This window comes from Caulobacter sp. CCG-8 (assembly GCF_037402475.1).
Lineage (GTDB): Bacteria > Pseudomonadota > Alphaproteobacteria > Caulobacterales > Caulobacteraceae > Caulobacter.
This window is the reverse complement of record NZ_JBBEUD010000028.1, coordinates 38,163-55,777: the sequence shown is the minus strand read 5'-3', so window position 1 is coordinate 55,777 and position 17,615 is coordinate 38,163. Positions and strand designations below refer to the sequence as shown.

The following is a 17,615-nucleotide window of genomic DNA, read 5'->3' as shown; positions in this document are numbered from 1 at the left end:
CCGCGCCGCCGGTGCGCGCCGAGGCTCCGCGCCCGGCGCCCGCTCCGGGCCAGACCCGCACCTACGAGCCCAGCCGCGACCGTCGCGACGACCGGGCCTCGACCACCACCTACCGCCCGGGTCCGGGCGCCCAGGGCGATCGCCCGCAGGGCGACCGTCCCCAAGGCGACCGTCCCAGCTTCGCGGACCGGCCGTTCAACCAGCGCGCCCCGCGCCAGGACGGCCCGTACAACCAGCGCACGCCGCGTCCCGACGCCGGCGCGCCGCGTGGTCCGCGTCCCGAGGGCGGCTTCCGCAACGACCGTCCGCAAGGCGACCGGCCCCAGGGCGATCGTCCGCAGGGCGACCGTCCGGCCCAGACCGTGCGCTATTCGGCCCTGGCTCCGCGACCGGCGCCCGGCGCCCGCCCGGGTCCCGGCGGTCCGCGCGGCGCCCGTCCGGGCGTCCCGGCCTCGGCTCCGGCCACGCCCGAAATCCAGCGCGCCACGCGCTCGGCCCCCCGCCCCGGCGGCGACGTCAGCCGTCGCCCGGACGAGGAGGACGATCGTCGCAAGGCCGCGGCCCCCGGCAAGGCGGTCAGCCGCGCCAAGGGCGCCCCGCAGCGCCGCGAAGGCCGCCTGACCATCCAGACCGTGGCCGGCGACGGGGACTCCGCCGACCGCATGCGCTCGCTGGCCTCGGTTCGCCGGGCCCGTGAACGCGAAAAGGAAAAGCGCCGCGGCGGCGTGGCCGAACAGGCCCGCGTCTCGCGCGAAGTGGTCATCCCCGACGTCATCACCGTGCAGGAACTGTCCAACCGGATGGCCGTGCGCGGCGTCGACATCATCAAGTTCCTGATGCGTCAGGGCGTGATGCTGAAGATCAACGACGTCATCGACAACGACACCGCCGAGCTGGTGGCCACCGAGTTCGGCCACACCGTCAAGCGCGTGTCGGAAGCCGACGTCGAAGAAGGCTTCATCGGCGCCGAGGACATCGACGATCACCTGGAGCCCCGGCCCCCGGTCGTCACCGTCATGGGTCACGTCGACCACGGCAAGACCAGCCTGCTGGACGCGCTGCGCAAGGCCGACGTGGCCGGCGGCGAGCACGGCGGCATCACCCAGCACATCGGCGCCTACCAGGTGCGTCTGGAAAACGGCCAGAAGGTCACCTTCCTCGACACCCCGGGCCACGCGGCGTTCTCGCAGATGCGGGCGCGCGGCGCGAACATCACCGACATCGTCATCCTGGTGGTGGCCGGTGACGACGGCGTCATGCCCCAGACGATCGAGGCGATCAAACACGCTCGGGCCGCCGAGGTCCCGATCATCGTGGCCGTCAACAAGATGGACAAGCCGGGCTCGGATTCGACCCGGGTGACCAACGAGCTGCTGCAACACGAGATCGTCGTGGAAAGCCTGGGCGGCGACACCCAGATCGTCGAGGTCTCGGCCAAGACCGGCCAGGGCCTGGACGAGCTGATCGAGCGCATCCTGCTGCAGGCCGAAGTGCTGGACCTGAAGGCCAACCCCGACCGCACCGCCGACGGCGTGGTGATCGAGGCCAAGCTGGACAAGGGTCGCGGCGCGGTTTCGACCGTCCTCGTCAATCGCGGCACGCTGAAGCGCGGCGACATCGTCGTGGCCGGCAGCCAGTTCGGCCGGGTCCGCGCCCTGCTGAACGAGCGCAACGAGCAACTGACCGAAGCCGGTCCCGCCACCCCGGTCGAGATCCTCGGCCTGGACGGCGTGCCGTCGCCGGGCGACAGCTTCGCGGTCGTGGAAAACGAAGCCCGCGCCCGCGAGCTGACCGAGTACCGCATCCGCCTGAAGCGCGAGAAGTCGATGCATCCGGTCGGCGCGGGCGCCACCAGCATGGCCGACATGATGGCCAAGCTGCAGGACAAGAAGCTGCGCGAGCTGCCGCTGGTCATCAAGGCCGACGTGCAGGGCTCGGCCGAGGCGATCATCGGCTCGCTGGAGCAGATGGCCACCGACGAGGTCCGCGCGCGGATCATCCTGTCGGGCGCCGGCGCCATCAGCGAGAGCGACGTGATGCTGGCCAAGGGCGCCGGCGCGCCGCTGATCGGCTTCAACGTCCGGGCCTCGGCCCAGGCGCGTGCGCTGGCTGAACGCGAAGGCGTCGAGATCCGCTACTACGCGATCATCTACGACCTGCTGGACGACATCAAAGGCGTGCTCTCGGGCATGCTGGCGCCGATCCAGCGCGAAACCTTCCTCGGCAACGCCGAAGTCCTGCAGGCCTTCGACATCTCCAAGGTGGGCAAGGTCGCCGGCTGCCGCGTCACCGAAGGCGTGGTCCGCAAGGGCGCCAAGGTCCGGATCATCCGTCAGGACATCGTGGTGCTGGAACTGGGCACGCTGCAGACGCTCAAGCGCTTCAAGGACGAGGTCAACGAGGTCCCGTCCGGCCAGGAGTGCGGCATGATGTTCGCGGGCTTCCAGGACATCAAGGTCGGCGACACCATCGAGTGCTTCACCGTCGAAGAGATCAAGCGCCAGCTGGACTAAGGTCCGCCGGAGCTTTGACGAGACAGGGGCGCGGACCGCGAGGTCCGCGCCCTTTTTCCTTCTCCCGCTTGGGAGAGGGCCCGCGTGACGCCGGACTGGAAATCGCCCGATTTCAGGCCTAACCCTAGCGCCATGCGCATTCGAGCCCTCTTCGCCGTCGCCCTCGCCGCCGTCTCGCTGTCGGCCTGCGCCACGGCCACCCGCTACGACGCGGCCGGCGACGTGCACGCCCTGCTGGTGGCGATCCGCAACAACGACCACGCCGCCTTCGACGCCCGCGTCGACCGACCGGCCCTCAAGGCCGAGATCGAGAGCGAGTTGGTGCGCAAGGCGCGCGCTTCGAACCTGGGCGGTTGGCAGGCGGCGGCCATCGCCCTGGCCGGCCCCGCGGCCAGCCTCGCCGGCGACGCCCTGGTGCAGCCCGAGACCTTCCGCTACGCGGCCGACTATTACGGCTACACCCCCGACCGGCCGATCCCCGACCGCATCAGCATCGCCGCCGGCCTGCGCTATGTCGGCTCCGACCAGGTGTGCGCCGCCAAGGACAAGAACGGCCCGTGCCTGCTGACCTTCACCCTCGAGAACGGAACCTGGCGGCTGTCGGGCTTCGATCCCGAGATCGCCAAGCGTCACCTGAAGCTGTGAGGCGAGGGGTGTCGGGGGCGGCCCGCGGGACGGGCCTGAAGGTCGCTCTGGGCCTGGTCGTCGCCTGCCTCGCGGCGGGGACGGCCCATGCCGAGCGCAAGATGTACTCCTATGATCCGGTCTCGGCCGACGCCAAGCGGCTGACCGGGGCGGGCCTGACCGTGCTGTTCGACAAGAAGCTGACCAGCACGCGGGTCCAGAAGGTGATCGCCACGGGCGTGAAGGTGCAGGGCCGGGTGACCGACGGCCGCGAGAAGGACCTGGGCCCGGGCGGGCTGAAGACGGTCCAGGGCGCCGATCCCGACCTGTCGCTGTACGAGATCGATCCCAAGTACGAGCAGGGTCGGATCTTCATCCGCGCCTTCTGCCCGGGTTCCACGCGGCTGTGGCTGAGCTTCAGCCGGCTGGCCGTCTATCGCGACCTGCGCGTCCAGGCGTTCGGTGACGACCCCAAGGGCGGCCCCGCCCGGCTGTGCGGCACGCTGGACTTCTCGTACCGGGGCGAATGGAAGCTGCCGGGCGGCAATCTGCCCGACCCGATGGAGGACTGGACCGGCGGCAACGGGCCGGGCTGAGCCCGTACGGTTTTCTTTGAGAACGGCGTTCGCCCTGTGTCATGCTCGCCAAGAGAGCAGGGGGGCGGGCATGGCGAAGATCCACGACGACGCACTGGCGGGGTTCACGAAGTTCGACTTCCACGACGGGCGCTGGACGCGGCCGGTCTACCGCATCGGGTCCGGCCCGGCGGTGATCGTCATCCACGAGATCCCCGGCCTGAACCCCCAGGTGCTGCAGTTCGCCCGCGACGTGGCGGCCGAGGGGATGACGGTGTTCTGCCCCAGCCTGTTCGGCAAGCCGGGCAAGCCCGCCTCGAACGGCTACGTCACCGCCACCATGCTGAAGCTGGCCTGCGTGGGCCGGGAGTTCGCGATCTGGGCGGGCGGCCGCTCCAGTCCCATCGTCGACTGGCTGCGGGCTCTGGCGCGAAAGACCCACGCCGAATGCGGCGGCAAGGGCGTCGGCGCGGTGGGCATGTGCTTCACCGGCGGCTTCGCCCTGGCGATGATGACCGAGCCGTCGGTCGTGGCCCCGGTCCTGGCCGAGCCCTCCCTGCCGGCGGGCCGCAAGAAGGGCGGCGAACTGGACGTCTCGCCCAAGGAACTGGCCGTCGCCAAGGCGCGGATGGAGGCCGAGGACCTGTCGCTGATCGCCCTGCGGTTCGAGGGCGACGTGCTGGTCCCCTGCGCCCGCTTCCAGACCCTGGAGCGCGAGCTGGGCGCCCGTGTCGAGGCCATCACCCTGCCGGACGCCGTGGCCAAGCAAGGCACGGGCCGCGATCCCCACTCGGTTCTGACCATCCACCTGGACCGCGACGACCCGGCCGGCGAGACGATGAAGGTCCACCGCAAGGTTCTGGACTTCTTCAAGGCGCGGACGGGGGCCTGACGTGCCGAGGCCTATTCAGGCTTGGGCTGCCACAGTTCGATCTTGGTGCCGTCGGGATCGAGGATCCACGCGAACTTGCCGCTGGGATCGGAATCGTCGCGCTTGAGGACCGTCACGCCCTTGGCTTCCAGGCGGGCGAGAAAGGCGTCCAGGTCGTCGACGGCGAAATCGATCATGAACTCCCGTGTCGACGGACTGGTGTAGCTTGAAGCGCTGGGAAGGGCGTTCCAGGCGACGGCGGGCGGATGTCCCGGTGCGTCGTATCGCAACGCCGCCCCGCCCCAGGGCTCGACCGCGATGCCGAGCACGTCGCGATACCAGCGGGCCAGGGCCTTGGGGTCCTTGCTCTTGACGAAGACGCCGCCGACGCCGGTGATGCGTCCGGCGGGCTCGGCGTGAACCGCCGACGACGAGGCAAGCGTGAAGAGTAGGGCTGACAAAATCAGGCCCGCGCGCCGCAACACCATCCTTCGTCCCTCCGACGCAGCTCCCGACCCAGCCTAGCGCTCGGCGTCCGACGCGTCCAACGGCTGAGAGGCCGCCCGCGGCCAAGACCTTTCCCGCACTGGACTTTTCCGTCCCGCGCGCCTAGACACCCCGCCTTCCATTTCTCCCCGCGCTACCGGCGTTCGATCCGCCGGCCGGGCATCGAGGCGACCGCGCCATGAAGCGCCACACCGAAAACAAGAAGGGCGGACCCGTCGGTCCGTCGCAGCGCCAGCTCCGCGCCGGCGAGCTGATCCGCCACGCCCTGGTCGACATCCTGCGCGAGGAGGAGCTGGCCGATCCCGCCCTGGCCGGCGTGTCGGTGACGGTGTCGGAGGTGCGCATGAGCCCCGACCTCAAGCACGCCATCTGTTTCGTCGAACCCCTGGGGGCCGGCGTCACGGGCGAGACCGAGCAGCACATCGACGCGATCATCAAGGCGCTCAACCATGCGGCCAAGTTCCTGCGCGGGCGCCTGGGCAAGTCGATCGACATGAAGTTCACGCCCGACCTGAAGTTCATCCACGACGAGAGCTTCAATTCGGCCGCCTACATGGACCGCCTGTTCGAGGATCCGCGCGTGCAGGCCGACGTGCGCCGCCTGTCCGACGTCATGGATGACGAGGACTAGGCCATGGCCCGCCGCAAGAAGGGCGACGCCGTCTCGGGCTGGGTCTGCCTGGACAAGCCCTACGACCTGACCTCGACCAGCGCCGTCAGCCGCGTGCGCCGGGCGTTCAACGCCCAGAAGGCGGGGCACGCCGGCACTCTTGATCCTCTGGCGACGGGCATCCTGCCCTTGGCCCTGGGCGAGGCGACCAAGACCGTCCCGTTCCTGATGGACGCCGACAAGGCCTATCGCTTCATGATCCAGTGGGGCCGCTCGACCACCACCCTGGACCGCGAGGGCGAGACCACCGACAGCAGCGAGGTGCGCCCCACCCGCGAACAGGTCGAGGCCGCGCTGCCGGCCTTCGTCGGCGAGATCGACCAGGTGCCGCCCAACTATTCGGCCATCAAGGTCGACGGCGAGCGCGCCTACGACCTGGCCCGCGAGGGCGTCGAGTTCGAACTGAAGACCCGCAAGGTCACCGTCCACGCCCTGCGCGTCACCGCCGCGCCGGACGCCGACCACATCGAGCTGGAGATGGAATGCGGCAAGGGCACCTATGTCCGCGCCGTGGTCCGCGACCTGGCCGCCGCGCTCGGCGCCTGCGGCCACGTCGACCAGCTTCGCCGGACGCGAGTCGGCCGGTTCAGCGAGGATTCGGCGATAGGCCTGGAAACCCTCGAGAATTTAAGCTATGAGGCCCGGCTGTCGGAGGCATTGCTTCCGGTCGAGACCGCGCTGGACGACATCCCGGCGGTGGCCGTGACCGATGAAGACGCCTTCCGGCTTGCGCAAGGACGCGCCATCGTTCTGCTCCCAAGGCAGGTGGAACAGCTGAAAGCCGAGCTCACGCCCGGCGATCGCACCGTTTCCGCCATGTCCGGAGAGAGGTTGGTGGCCTTGTGCGAGATGCGCGCCGGAAAGCTCAATCCGGTGCGGGTCTTCCAACTCACCTGAGCGGAGACAAACCGATGTCGATCACTGCCGAGCGCAAGAGCGCTCTTATCGTCGAGCACGCCCGCACCGCGGGCGACACCGGCAGCGCCGAAGTCCAGGTCGCGATCCTCTCCGAGCGCATCGCCAACCTGACCGAGCACTTCAAGACCCACAAGAAGGACAACCACAGCCGTCGTGGCCTGCTGAAGCTGGTTTCCCAGCGTCGCTCGCTCCTCGACCACCTGAAGAAGTCCGACGAAGGCCGTTACGCGGCCCTCATCGAGAAGCTGGGTCTGCGCCGCTAAGACGCAATTCCGCCGTCCTACTCGCGTAGGGCGGCGGAACGCTTTTCAGGCTTTTGGTTTCGAGACAGGCCGAGACCAACAGTCGATCCGGGTCGCTTCCATTCAGGATAAGCATCCGACGTACGTCCGAGGGTTTTCCATCCTCAAACCCGCCTGTCGAACTGGATGAGGATCATCGGGCCGCTCCAATTGCTTTTGTAAGCACGGCCGTCCGCCCCTGTCCGCCCCCGATGGGAATCCGCCCACGGGAACCGAAAGAAGAAAAATGTTCGACATCAAACGCAAGACGATCGAGTGGGGCGGCAAGACGCTGGTCCTCGAAACCGGTCGCATCGCCCGTCAAGCCGACGGCGCCGTTCTGGCCACCATGGGCGAAACTGTCGTCCTGGCCACCGCCGTGTTCGCCAAGAGCCAGAAGCCGGGTCAAGACTTCTTCCCGCTGACGGTCAACTATCAGGAAAAGACCTTCGCGGCCGGCAAGATCCCCGGCGGCTTCTTCAAGCGCGAAGGCCGTCCGTCGGAGAAGGAGACCCTGGTCTCCCGCCTGATCGACCGTCCGATCCGCCCGCTGTTCGTCAAGGGCTTCAAGAACGAAGTCCAGGTGGTCTGCACCGTGCTGCAGCACGACCTCGAGAACGATCCCGACATCCTGTCGATGGTGGCCGCCTCGGCCGCCCTGGTCCTGTCGGGCGCCCCGTTCATGGGCCCGATCGGCGCCGCGCGCGTCGGTTACGTTGACGGCGCCTACGTGCTGAACCCGACGCTCGACGAGCAGAAGGACAGCAAGATGGACCTGGTCGTGGCCGGCACCGCCGACGCCGTGATGATGGTCGAGTCGGAAATCCAAGAGCTCTCGGAAGAGATCGTGCTGGGCGGCGTCAACTTCGCCCACAAGGAAATGCAGACGGTGATCGACGCGATCATCGAGCTGGCCGAGCATGCCGCCAAGGAACCCTTCGAGTTCGAACCGGAAGACACCGACGCGGTGAAGGCCGAGATGAAGGGCATCGTGGGCGCCGACATCGCGGCCGCCTACAAGATCCAGAAGAAGCAGGACCGCTACGAAGCGGTCGGCGCCGCCAAGAAGAAGGCCGTCGCGGCCCTCGGCCTGTCGGACACCAACCCGGCCGGCTACGACCCGCTGAAGCTGGGCGCCATCTTCAAGGAACTGGAAGCCGACGTCGTGCGTCGCGGCATCCTGGACACCGGCCTGCGCATCGACGGCCGCACCGTCGACAAGGTCCGTCCGATCCTGGGCGAAGTCGGCATCCTGCCGCGCACCCACGGCTCGGCCCTGTTCACCCGCGGCGAGACCCAGGCGATCGTGGTCGCCACCCTGGGCACCGGCGACGACGAGCAGTTCATCGACGCCCTGGAAGGCACCTACAAGGAATCCTTCCTGCTGCACTACAACTTCCCGCCCTACTCGGTCGGTGAAACGGGCCGCATGGGCAGCCCGGGCCGCCGCGAGATCGGCCACGGCAAGCTGGCCTGGCGCGCCCTGCGCCCGATGCTGCCGGCCAAGGAAGACTTCCCCTACACCATCCGCCTGGTCTCCGAGATCACCGAGTCGAACGGCTCGTCCTCGATGGCCACGGTCTGCGGTTCGTCGCTGGCCATGATGGACGCCGGCGTGCCGCTGGTCCGTCCGGTCTCGGGCATCGCCATGGGCCTGATCCTGGAAAAGGACGGCTTCGCCGTCCTGTCCGACATCCTGGGCGACGAAGACCACCTGGGCGACATGGACTTCAAGGTGGCCGGCACCAGCGAGGGTCTGACCTCGCTGCAGATGGACATCAAGATCGCCGGCATCACGCCGGAAATCATGAAGCAGGCCCTGGCCCAGGCCAAGGACGGTCGCGCCCACATCCTGGGCGAGATGAACAAGGCCATGGACGCCCCGCGTGAAGAGGTCGGCGACTTCGCTCCGAAGATCGAGACCATCACCATCCCGACCGATAAGATCCGCGAAGTGATCGGCACCGGCGGCAAGGTGATCCGCGAGATCGTCGCCACCACCGGCGCCAAGGTCGACATCAACGACGAAGGCATCGTGAAGGTCTCGGCCTCGGACGGCGCCAAGATCAAGGCCGCCGTGGACTGGATCAAGTCGATCACCCAGGAAGCGGAAGTCGGCGCGATCTACGACGGCAAGGTCGTCAAGGTCGTCGACTTCGGCGCCTTCGTGAACTTCTTCGGCGCCAAGGACGGCCTGGTCCACGTCAGCCAGATCAGCAACGAGCGGGTGGCCAAGCCCTCGGACGTGCTGAAGGAAGGCCAGATCGTGAAGGTCAAGCTCCTGGGCTTCGACGATCGCGGCAAGACCAAGCTGTCGATGAAGGTCGTCGACCAGGAAACCGGCGAAGACCTGTCCAAGAAGACCGAAGTGACCCCGGAGGAAGCCGTCAACACCTGAGGGTGATGGCGTCTCCATCGTGAGGCTTCAGCAGCGGGCGGCTCCGAAAGGGGCCGCCCGTTTTGCGTTTGGAGGTGTGCTTGCCCCATCTCAACCTCCGTCATCCCGGGCCTTGTGCCCGGGACCCCTGGTTCAGCTTGCACGTGAAACGCCATGGCGCGCGGGCGCGCCACCCTTCCGCACTTGCAGCGGACAGAGGGGTTTCGGGCGCAAGGCCCGGAATGACGGCGAGTAGGAGGGAGCGAAGAAGAAGGGCCCCTAACCCTTCTTCTTCGGCTTCGTGGCGATCGCCGGCGCCATCGGCGTCACGGTCACCACCGCATCGTCCGCCGCGCCGTTGCCGCCCCGGCAGGCGGCCAGCTTGAAGTCCAGGTCCATGCAGACCCAGACCTCGGTCAGGCGGCCTTCCTTGACGCGCACGTTCAGGCCCTCGGCGGTCATGCCGCGATTGCCCTTCAGGAACGCCCTGCGGATCTCGCCCGCGGTCATCGTGCCTTCGGGGCCCGGCTTGAGGTCCGGGACCTTCAGGCCCTGGCGCACTTCGCGGGCCTTCTTGAAATAGGCCTCGGGCGTGTCCCACTGGCAGGCGCCGTGGGCCTGCCACTCGTGCTGCAGCAGCCAGGGCGAGGGGGTCATGCAGAGATTGGCCAGCACGGTCGCCGCGCTCATCGGCGGGCTGGGCTTGCAGTAGCGCGGGTGGACCTTGTCCGGCCCGTTCGGCCACAGGCCGTGCACGGTGAAGCCGAAGCTGTTGGTCTGGCACTGGATGATCTTGTTCGACTCCGGAATGCCCGCGCGGCAGGCCTCGGGCGACCAGAACAGGGCCAGCAGATAGGCGGCGGTGGGGACGTCGGTGTGGATTTCGCCGGCGGGCGGCTTCTCGGCGGGCGCCGGGATCACGCTGGGCGGGACCGTGCAGGCCTTCAGGCTCGAGGCGTGGGCGGCGCCGGCCAGGGCCAGCGAGGCAAGGGCAGTGGCGATGACCTGGAAGGCCTTGGACGACAGCATGGCAGAACTCCAGCGCTAGCTGACGCTTCTCTAGCACGGCTTGGCCAACCTAAAACTCCGCTCATCCCGGCGAATGCCGGGACCCAGATCCCTTAGTGGCGAGGGATGATTGGAGGGTCTTGGCGCTCGTGGCGTCAGCCTCAAAGCCATTCCATCTGGGTCCCGGCATTCGCCGGGATGAGCGGATAAAGAGAGATCAGCGCCGCGCCTCGGTGGCCATGCGCACGGCCAGGCCGCCCAGGACCGTGGCCATCAGCCAGCGCTGGATCAGGGCGAAGCTGGGGCGCGTGGCCAGGAAGGTCGCGATGGTCCCCGCCGCCAGGCAGATGCAGCCGTTGACCGTCAGGCTGATGACGATCTGGCTGCCGCCCAGGGCCAGGGACTGGCCGAAGATCGCGCCCCGGTGCGGGTCGATGAACTGCGGCAGCAGCGACAGATAGAGCATCGCGGCCTTGGGGTTCAGCAGGTTGGTCAGGAAGCCCATGCTGATCAGCTTGGCGGGGCTGTCCTTGGGCAGATCGCGCACCTGGAACGGCGAGGCCCCGCCCGGCTTGATGGCCTGCCAGGCCAGCCACAGCAGGTAGAGCGCGCCGCCGAACCGCAGGATGTCGTAGGCGATGGGCGCGGCCATCAGCAGGGCGGTGATGCCCAGGGCCGCGCAGACCAGATAGACCACGAAGCCGGCGGCGGTGCCGACCAGCGACACGATCCCGGCCCAGCGTCCCTGGCAGATCGAGCGGCTGACCAGATAGATCATGTTCGGCCCGGGGGTCAGGGCCATGCCCAGGCACACGAGACAGAAGGCGATCCAGGTCTTGGCTTCGGGCATGGGCGGACTCCGCGTCAGAGGTGGGCGCCCAGGCGAACGGCTCGTGACGTCCGCGCTCCCTCAGGGTGCTCCCTGTGATCGCCAGTCACGCGGACGCCGGTTGTGTACACCGGTTCGCGGTGAAGGTTGAGACCAGCTTTGCTGAAGGCGGCCGGCACGCGCCCTGACAGGGCCGGGGACATGCCCTTGGGCGTGTCCCCTGATCTCGCGGCGCCGGCATTGGGGACACGCGCGAGCGCATGTCCCCTCTCCGCGTATTTCTGCGAATGATTATCATTGCACACCGGCAACGCTCCAGATAAGAACGCGTCGCAATTACGACAAAGGGCCGCGCTCCTCCGACGGCCTTGCTGGGGTTATTCGATGAACAAGAATTCCAAGCCCGCCGTCGCCGGCGTCCGCAGCCAGACCCGCGCCGCGCTGGGCGTCGCCGCCGTCGCCGGTCTGGCCGGCCTGTCCCTGGCCCCCGCCGCGTTCGCCGCCGCGCCCGAGGCCGACGCCGCCGCCGACGCGGCGATCGCCACCGCCGGTCCCGCCGACAGCGCCACCGAGGTCTCGGGCGTCAAGGTCGACGGCAAGCGCAACACCGAGGTCCAGTCGCCCAAGCTGACCGCGCCGCTGGTCGACACGCCCAAGGCCATCACGGTCATCCCGCGCAAGATCATCGAGCAGACCGCCGCCACCTCGCTGCAGGACATCCTGCGCACCTCGCCCGGCATCACCTTCGGGGCGGGCGAGGGCGGCCAGCCCCTGGCCGACCGTCCGTTCATCCGCGGCCAGTCCAGCGCCAACGACGTCTTCGTCGATGGCCTGCGCGACAGCGGCGGCCAGACCCGCGAAGTGTTCAACCTCGAGCAGGTCGAGGTCGTGAAGGGCCCCGACAGCGCCTACAGCGGCCGCGGCTCGGGCGGCGGCAGCATCAACCTGACGTCCAAGAGCCCCAAGGCCGACGATTTCGTCCGCGCCTCGATCGCCGGCGGCACCGACAGCTACGTCCGCGCCACCGCCGACCTGAACCACCAGATCAACGACAGCGTCGCCGTCCGCCTGAACCTGCTGGGCACCCAGGGCGACACGCCCGGCCGCGACGCCGTGGACTTCGACCGCTGGGGCGCGGCCGCGTCGATCGCCGCGGGCCTGGATGGTCCGACCCAGATGACGCTGAGCTACTACCACCTCGACAGCAACGCGATGCCCGACTACGGCATCCCGCTGTTCACCAAGGTCCCCGGCGTGCCCCGCACGGACTCGGGCATCCTGGACGTCGACTACAGCAGCTTCTACGGCCTCAAGGCCCGCGACTATCAGAAGACCAAGGCCGACATCGCCACCTTCGCGGTCGATCACGCGATCAACTCGAATCTCGGCGTGCGCCAGGTGGTCCGCTGGTCCAAGACGCTCAACGACTACATCGTCACTAATCCCGGCGACGGCGGCGCGGCCCAGCTGATCGGCGGCCAATGGTGGATGAAGCGCGGCACCAAGACCCGCTGGAACCCGGTCGAGACCATGGCGGCCAACACCGACTTCCACGGCAAGTTCGACACCGGCGCCTTCAGCCACAGCTTCGACCTCGGGATCGAGCTGAGCCGCGAGGAAAACCTCAACGCCACCTATTCGACCTACACCACGTCGGGCTCGGCCTGTCCGGCGGGCTTCAACATGGGCACCAACGCCACCAATCTGGGCCAGGGCGACTGCACCCTGGTCTACGCCCCCAATCCGAACGATCCCTGGACCGGCATCATCAATCGCAGCCCGGCCAACCGCAATGTCTCCAAGACCGCCGCGATCTATGGCTTCGACACCATCAAGTTCGGCGACAGGTGGCTGCTGAACCTGGGCCTGCGCCACGACCACTATGAGAGCGCCGGCTACGACTACGCCAGCTTCACCCAGAACCAGGGCGCGTTCTCGGGCGGCACGATCACCTACCGCCAGGGCGAATGGGACTTCACCAGCTACCAGGCCGGCCTGGTCTTCAAGCCGACCGAGGACTCCAGCCTCTACATCTCATACGGCACGGCCTCGACCCCGCCGGGCGTCCAGGGCGGCGACCAGAACAGCAACGGCATCACCGGCACGGTCGGCACGACGCCCAACCAACTGCTGGAGCCGGAAGACACCGAAAGCTTCGAGGCCGGCGGCAAGTGGACGCTGTTCAACGACACGCTGGCCCTGTCGGGCGCGGTCTTCAAGACCACCCGCAAGAACGCCCTGATCCAGATCAACAACGGCGTGTTCGCCCAGGTGGGCGAGACGCAGGTCAAGGGCGTGGAGCTGGGCATCTCGGGCAACATCACGCCCAAGTGGCAGGCTTTCGGCGGCTACACCTACATGGACAGCGAGCTGGTTCATGGCGCGGTGACGATCCAGTCGGGCACCGGGGCGATCATCCCCAACATCAACGAGGGCGACCCGCTGGCCAACACGCCCAAGAACAGCTTCAGCCTGTTCACGACCTATCGGGTGACGCGCAAGCTCTCGGCCGGCGGCGGGGCCTACTACGTCTCCAAGATGTTCGGCGGCAACCAGGGCGGCGCGGGCGGCGGGACCAACGCGGTCTACGCGCCCGACTACTGGCGCTTCGACGCCTTCGCCAGCTACGTCGTCAACGACAAGGTCGACCTGCAGCTGAACGTCCAGAACGTCGGCGACGAGCGCTACATCATGCGCACCAACGGCGTCCACCACGCCGACCCGGCCCCCGGCCGGCAGGCGATCCTGACCTTGAACGTCAAGTACTGAGCCTTCTCCTCCCCGGAGTGCTCGTCCTGACGTTCAAAGCCTCGCCCGGGAGCGGCCCCTCCCGGGCGAGGCCATATCTCTGCCCACCATTTATCCTTCGGATAAATGGCGGATTTTCAACGGTTTAGAGCGCGACGGGCGCCAAAACCGGCTTCCACTTTTGGCTGTCGCGCTCTAGGAGTCGGGTCATGATGATCCAGATCCCCGACGTCCTGACGCCCGACCAGGTCGCCCACTGCCGCGCGGTGCTGGACGCCGCCGACTGGATCGACGGCAACGCCACCTCGGGCTTCCAGGCGGCGATGGCCAAGAACAACCAGCAGCTGCCGCAGGACGGGGCCGCCGCCCGCGAGGTCGGGGCGATCATCGTCCAGGCCCTGCAGGCCAATCGCCTGTTCGTCGCGGCCGCCCTGCCGCGCACCATCCTGACGCCGCTGTTCAACCGCTACGGCGCGGGCATGGGCTTCGGCGACCACATCGACAATTCGATCCGCCGCGACCCGGTCACCGGCCAGACCCTGCGCACGGACCTGTCGATCACCGTCTTCCTCAGCGACCCCGAGGCCTATGACGGCGGCGAGCTGGTGGTCGAGGACGCCTATGGCAGCCACGTGGTCAAGCTGACGGCGGGGGCGGCGATCCTCTATCCGGCCTCCAGCCTGCACCACGTCACCGAGGTGACGCGCGGCGTGCGCACCGCCAGCTTCTTCTGGATCCAGAGCCTGGTGCGCGACGACGCCAAGCGCGCCCTGCTGCTGGACATGGACGTGTCGATCCAGCGCCTGTCGATGGCGGTGGGGACCGACGACCCGTCGGTGCTGTCCCTGACCGGGAGCTACCACAACCTCCTGCGGATGTGGGCCGAGGTCTGACGCACGGTCGGCGAACAATGATCGCCGACGCCAACCATAAGTTTACCCTTGAGCTTCACCATCCGCGCTCCGTCCCTTGGAGCCGCGATGACCTCGCCCCCCAAATCCCCACGGTTGAGCGATGCGGAAAGCGCGCAATGGTTCTTCGACCATTCGCACGACCTGTTCGCCGTGGTGTCGAGGGGGCGGTTCGCCACGGTCAATCCGGCCTGGACCCGGGTGACCGGCTGGACCCGCCAGGAGCTGATCGGCCGGCCGGCCTCCAGCTTCGTCCATCCGGACTCGCGCCAGGACTTCATCGAGACCGCCGGCCTGATCCGCGCCTCGGGCGAGGCCGTCAACCGCCTCAAGGTGACCTGCAAGAACGGCGGCTGGGTGTGGCTGGAGGGGCGCTCGCGCCTGGGGCCCAACGGCGAGATGATCGGCGCCCTGCGCGACGTCACCGCCGACATGGCCCGCCGGGCCGAGATCGCCGCCGCCCGCCAGACCCGCGAACTCCTGGCCTCGTCGGCCGGCATCGGGGTCTGGAGCTACGAACCGCACGGCCAGCACATCGAGTGGTCGCGCGACATCTTCAACGCCACGGGCCTGGAGCCCGAGGACGTGGCCCAGCCCGACCAGTTCTTCGACCGCCTGGACCCCGCCGAGCAGGAGAACCTGCGCGCGGCCTTCGACCAGGCGGTGCGCACCGGCGAAGGCGGCACCATCGAGCACCGGCTGCGCGGCGCCGGGGACCAGTGGTTCACCTACCGCGCCACCTTCCGCACCGAACCGCGGGCCGACGGCCTGTTCGCCCTGAAGGGCATCTCGCAGAACGTCACCGACGTGGCCCGCACCCGCGACGCGGCCGTCTGGGGCGAGCGCCAGGCCCGGCGACTGGTCGAGGAAGCCCCGTTCGCCGTGGCGCTCTACGACCGCGACCTGCGCCTGCAGGTGGTCAGCCCGCGCTTCCTGGAAATCTTCCAGGCCACCGAGGCCCAGATCATCGGCCGCAGCCTGCACGAGCTGACCTCCGGCAGCCGCCGGCGCTTCGTCCGGGCCGTCGAGCGCGCCCTGACCGGCGAGACGATCGTGCGCCGCGAGGACCAGCTGCACGACGGCCTGGGCCGCAGCCACACCCTGCGCTGGGAGGCCCGCCCCTGGTGCGACGCCCAGGGCCGGATCGTCGGCGTGATCACCTATATGGACGATGTCACGGCCCTGTCGGAGGCCCGCCGCGAGGCGCGCGCCAACGCCCGGCGGCTGCGCGTGGCCCTGGGCGCGGCCCATGCCGGGGTCTACGAGATCGACCACGCGGGCAAGACCTTCTGGGGCTCGCCGGAGTTCCATCGCATCCTGGGCCGCCGGGTCACCTATGACGACGTACGCAGCGCCGTCTGGCCGATGATCCATCCCGACGACGTCACGGCGGTCTACGACGCCGCCGACAGCTGGCGGGGGAACGAAGGCCATCTGGACTCCCGGGGCCGCTCGTTCGACGTGCGGGTGATGACGCCCGACGGCGACGGCAAGTGGATCCGCATCTTCCACGAGGTGCGCAGCGACGCGAGCGGCCGCATCCGCAAGGCCTTCGGCCTGATCCTGGACATCGACGAGAAGAAGCGGGCCGAGCTGGCCCTGGTCGAGGCCGAGCGCGCCGCCCAGGCCGCCAACGAGGCCAAGGCCCAGTTCCTGGCCAATATGAGCCACGAGATCCGCACCCCGATGAACGGGGTGCTGGGGGTGATGCATCTGCTCAAGCGCGAGAAGCTGCCGGGCGAGGCCGACAACCTGCTGGGCGAGGCCCTGGCCTGCGGTCGGATGCTGTCGACCCTGCTGGACGACGTGATCGACTTCTCGCGGATCGAGGCCGGGCGGCTGGACGTCACCCAGGAGCCGGTCGATCCCAGCGAGCTGGCCGCCAGCGTGGCGCGCCTGCTGCGCGGCCAGGCCGAGCACAAGGGGCTGGAGCTGCGGGTCGACGCCCCGGACCTGGGCCTCATCCTCACCGACCCCAGCCGGCTGCGCCAGGCCCTGTTCAACCTGGTCGGCAACGCCGTGAAGTTCACCCTGTCGGGCTCGGTGACCCTGCGGGTCCGCCGGCAGGAGGGACCCGAACCCCGCGTCGCCTTCGAGGTGATCGACACCGGGGTCGGTATCGCCGCCGAGGCCCAGGCGCGGCTGTTCGAACGCTTCCAGCAGGCCGACGCCAGCACCACCCGCCGGTTCGGCGGCTCGGGCCTGGGCCTGGCCATCACCCGGCGCCTGGCCCAGATGATGGGCGGCGAGGTGGTCTTCACCTCGCGCGAGGGCGTCGGCTCGACCTTCCTGCTGACCATCGCCGCCCCGCCGGCCCAGGCCCGCGCGGCCGAGGCCGAGATGGCCGACGGCCTGCTGCAGGGGCTGAAGATCCTGGTCGTCGAGGACAACGCCACCAACCGCCTGGTCGCCCGCCGCATCCTCGAGCAGCTGGGCGCCAAGGTCGAGACGGCCGAGGACGGGCTGGACGGCGTGACCACGGCGGCGCGGGGCTTCGACCTGATCCTGATGGACGTGCAGATGCCCGGCATCGACGGGCTGGAGGCCGCCCGCCGCATCCGCAACCTGCCGGGCCCGGCCGCCAAGACGCCGATCATCGCCCTGACCGCCAACGTCCTGTCGCACCAGCGCGCCGCCTACCTGGCCGCCGGCATGGACGGCGTCGCCGCCAAGCCGATCTCGCCCGCCGCCCTGATCACCGAGATCGTCCGCCTGGCCGGCGGCGAAGCGGCGGACGCGGCGGCTGTGGCCTAGGCTATCCTCCCCCTTTGGGGGAGGCGGCC

The 17,615-nt window shown here is 68.8% G+C and carries 14 protein-coding genes and 1 riboswitch; of the genes, 11 read left to right on the top strand and 3 right to left on the bottom strand.

Annotated features, from left to right (window positions below; all coding sequences use genetic code 11):
* The 4 genes from infB to WAE60_RS21780 form a co-directional block, all read left to right on the top strand.
* On the top strand, positions 1–2,513 hold a 2,513-nt coding region (gene infB / locus WAE60_RS21795; RefSeq protein ID WP_337688731.1), incomplete at its 5' end, for a translation initiation factor IF-2.
* A gap of 132 nt (positions 2,514–2,645) precedes the next feature.
* The gene (locus WAE60_RS21790) at positions 2,646–3,158 is read left to right on the top strand and encodes a DUF2939 domain-containing protein (protein ID WP_029910301.1); all 513 of its coding nucleotides are present in this window, start codon (positions 2,646–2,648) and stop codon (positions 3,156–3,158) included.
* A 101-nt stretch (positions 3,159–3,259) separates the two neighbouring features.
* Complete coding sequence (locus WAE60_RS21785) at positions 3,260–3,733, top strand: hypothetical protein (RefSeq protein ID WP_231499451.1); 474 nt, start codon at positions 3,260–3,262, stop codon at positions 3,731–3,733.
* A gap of 70 nt (positions 3,734–3,803) precedes the next feature.
* A complete protein-coding gene (locus WAE60_RS21780) occupies positions 3,804–4,604 on the top strand; it encodes a dienelactone hydrolase family protein (protein WP_337688729.1) in 801 nt (266 codons plus the stop codon).
* A gap of 11 nt (positions 4,605–4,615) precedes the next feature.
* Here WAE60_RS21780 and WAE60_RS21775 read toward each other — a convergent pair whose 3' ends face one another.
* Positions 4,616–5,071, bottom strand: a complete 456-nt coding sequence (locus tag WAE60_RS21775; RefSeq protein ID WP_337688727.1) for a VOC family protein — start codon at positions 5,069–5,071, stop codon at positions 4,616–4,618.
* Between the two features lie 197 nt (positions 5,072–5,268).
* On the opposite strand from WAE60_RS21775, the gene rbfA reads away from it, so the two are divergent.
* The 4 genes from rbfA to pnp all read left to right on the top strand — a co-directional run bounded on the left by rbfA (position 5,269) and on the right by pnp (position 9,357).
* On the top strand, positions 5,269–5,721 hold the full coding sequence (gene rbfA, locus WAE60_RS21770; RefSeq protein ID WP_029910310.1) for a 30S ribosome-binding factor RbfA: 453 nt from the start codon (positions 5,269–5,271) through the stop codon (positions 5,719–5,721).
* Positions 5,722–5,724: 3 nt separating this feature from the next.
* Positions 5,725–6,657, top strand: coding sequence for a tRNA pseudouridine(55) synthase TruB (gene truB, locus WAE60_RS21765; protein ID WP_337688725.1), 933 nt, complete (start codon positions 5,725–5,727; stop codon positions 6,655–6,657).
* A gap of 14 nt (positions 6,658–6,671) precedes the next feature.
* Complete coding sequence (gene rpsO / locus WAE60_RS21760) at positions 6,672–6,941, top strand: 30S ribosomal protein S15 (RefSeq protein ID WP_029910315.1); 270 nt, start codon at positions 6,672–6,674, stop codon at positions 6,939–6,941.
* 265 nt (positions 6,942–7,206) lie between these two features.
* Entirely contained in the window at positions 7,207–9,357 is a 2,151-nt protein-coding gene (pnp, locus tag WAE60_RS21755; RefSeq protein WP_029910318.1) for a polyribonucleotide nucleotidyltransferase, read from the top strand.
* Positions 9,358–9,615: 258 nt separating this feature from the next.
* Here the strand turns inward: pnp and WAE60_RS21750 are convergent, their stop codons facing one another.
* Positions 9,616–10,365, bottom strand: coding sequence for a ribonuclease T (locus WAE60_RS21750; protein WP_337688721.1), 750 nt, complete (start codon positions 10,363–10,365; stop codon positions 9,616–9,618).
* 196 nt (positions 10,366–10,561) lie between these two features.
* Positions 10,562–11,194: a LysE family translocator gene (locus WAE60_RS21745; RefSeq protein WP_029910323.1), complete on the bottom strand. Its 633-nt coding sequence runs from the start codon at positions 11,192–11,194 to the stop codon at positions 10,562–10,564.
* Positions 11,195–11,213: 19 nt separating this feature from the next.
* A riboswitch (ZMP/ZTP riboswitch) is annotated at positions 11,214–11,293 on the bottom strand.
* Positions 11,294–11,557: 264 nt separating this feature from the next.
* On the opposite strand from WAE60_RS21745, the gene WAE60_RS21740 reads away from it, so the two are divergent.
* The 3 genes from WAE60_RS21740 (at position 11,558) to WAE60_RS21730 (ending at position 17,586) form a co-directional block, all read left to right on the top strand.
* Positions 11,558–13,942 (top strand): TonB-dependent siderophore receptor, encoded by a 2,385-nt coding sequence (locus WAE60_RS21740; RefSeq protein WP_337688719.1) that lies wholly within the window; start codon positions 11,558–11,560, stop codon positions 13,940–13,942.
* A gap of 188 nt (positions 13,943–14,130) precedes the next feature.
* Positions 14,131–14,814, top strand: coding sequence for a Fe2+-dependent dioxygenase (locus WAE60_RS21735; protein ID WP_337688717.1), 684 nt, complete (start codon positions 14,131–14,133; stop codon positions 14,812–14,814).
* Positions 14,815–14,901: 87 nt separating this feature from the next.
* The gene (locus WAE60_RS21730) at positions 14,902–17,586 is read left to right on the top strand and encodes a PAS domain S-box protein (RefSeq protein WP_337688715.1); all 2,685 of its coding nucleotides are present in this window, start codon (positions 14,902–14,904) and stop codon (positions 17,584–17,586) included.
* Positions 17,587–17,615 lie beyond the last annotated feature (29 nt).

Excerpts from the sequence above, each read along its gene's own strand:
- WAE60_RS21735 (WP_337688717.1), top strand. The coding sequence starts at position 14,131 with ATGATGATCCAGATCCCCGACGTCCTGACGCCCGACCAGGTCGCCCAC.
- pnp (WP_029910318.1), top strand. The coding sequence starts at position 7,207 with ATGTTCGACATCAAACGCAAGACGATCGAGTGGGGCGGCAAGACGCTG.
- WAE60_RS21785 (WP_231499451.1), top strand. The coding sequence starts at position 3,260 with ATGTACTCCTATGATCCGGTCTCGGCCGACGCCAAGCGGCTGACCGGG.
- WAE60_RS21790 (WP_029910301.1), top strand. The coding sequence starts at position 2,646 with ATGCGCATTCGAGCCCTCTTCGCCGTCGCCCTCGCCGCCGTCTCGCTG.
- WAE60_RS21740 (WP_337688719.1), top strand. The coding sequence starts at position 11,558 with ATGAACAAGAATTCCAAGCCCGCCGTCGCCGGCGTCCGCAGCCAGACC.
- WAE60_RS21730 (WP_337688715.1), top strand. The coding sequence starts at position 14,902 with ATGACCTCGCCCCCCAAATCCCCACGGTTGAGCGATGCGGAAAGCGCG.
- rpsO (WP_029910315.1), top strand. The coding sequence starts at position 6,672 with ATGTCGATCACTGCCGAGCGCAAGAGCGCTCTTATCGTCGAGCACGCC.
- WAE60_RS21780 (WP_337688729.1), top strand. The coding sequence starts at position 3,804 with ATGGCGAAGATCCACGACGACGCACTGGCGGGGTTCACGAAGTTCGAC.
- WAE60_RS21750 (WP_337688721.1), bottom strand. The coding sequence starts at position 10,365 with ATGCTGTCGTCCAAGGCCTTCCAGGTCATCGCCACTGCCCTTGCCTCG.
- truB (WP_337688725.1), top strand. The coding sequence starts at position 5,725 with ATGGCCCGCCGCAAGAAGGGCGACGCCGTCTCGGGCTGGGTCTGCCTG.
- WAE60_RS21745 (WP_029910323.1), bottom strand. The coding sequence starts at position 11,194 with ATGCCCGAAGCCAAGACCTGGATCGCCTTCTGTCTCGTGTGCCTGGGC.
- WAE60_RS21775 (WP_337688727.1), bottom strand. The coding sequence starts at position 5,071 with ATGGTGTTGCGGCGCGCGGGCCTGATTTTGTCAGCCCTACTCTTCACG.
- rbfA (WP_029910310.1), top strand. The coding sequence starts at position 5,269 with ATGAAGCGCCACACCGAAAACAAGAAGGGCGGACCCGTCGGTCCGTCG.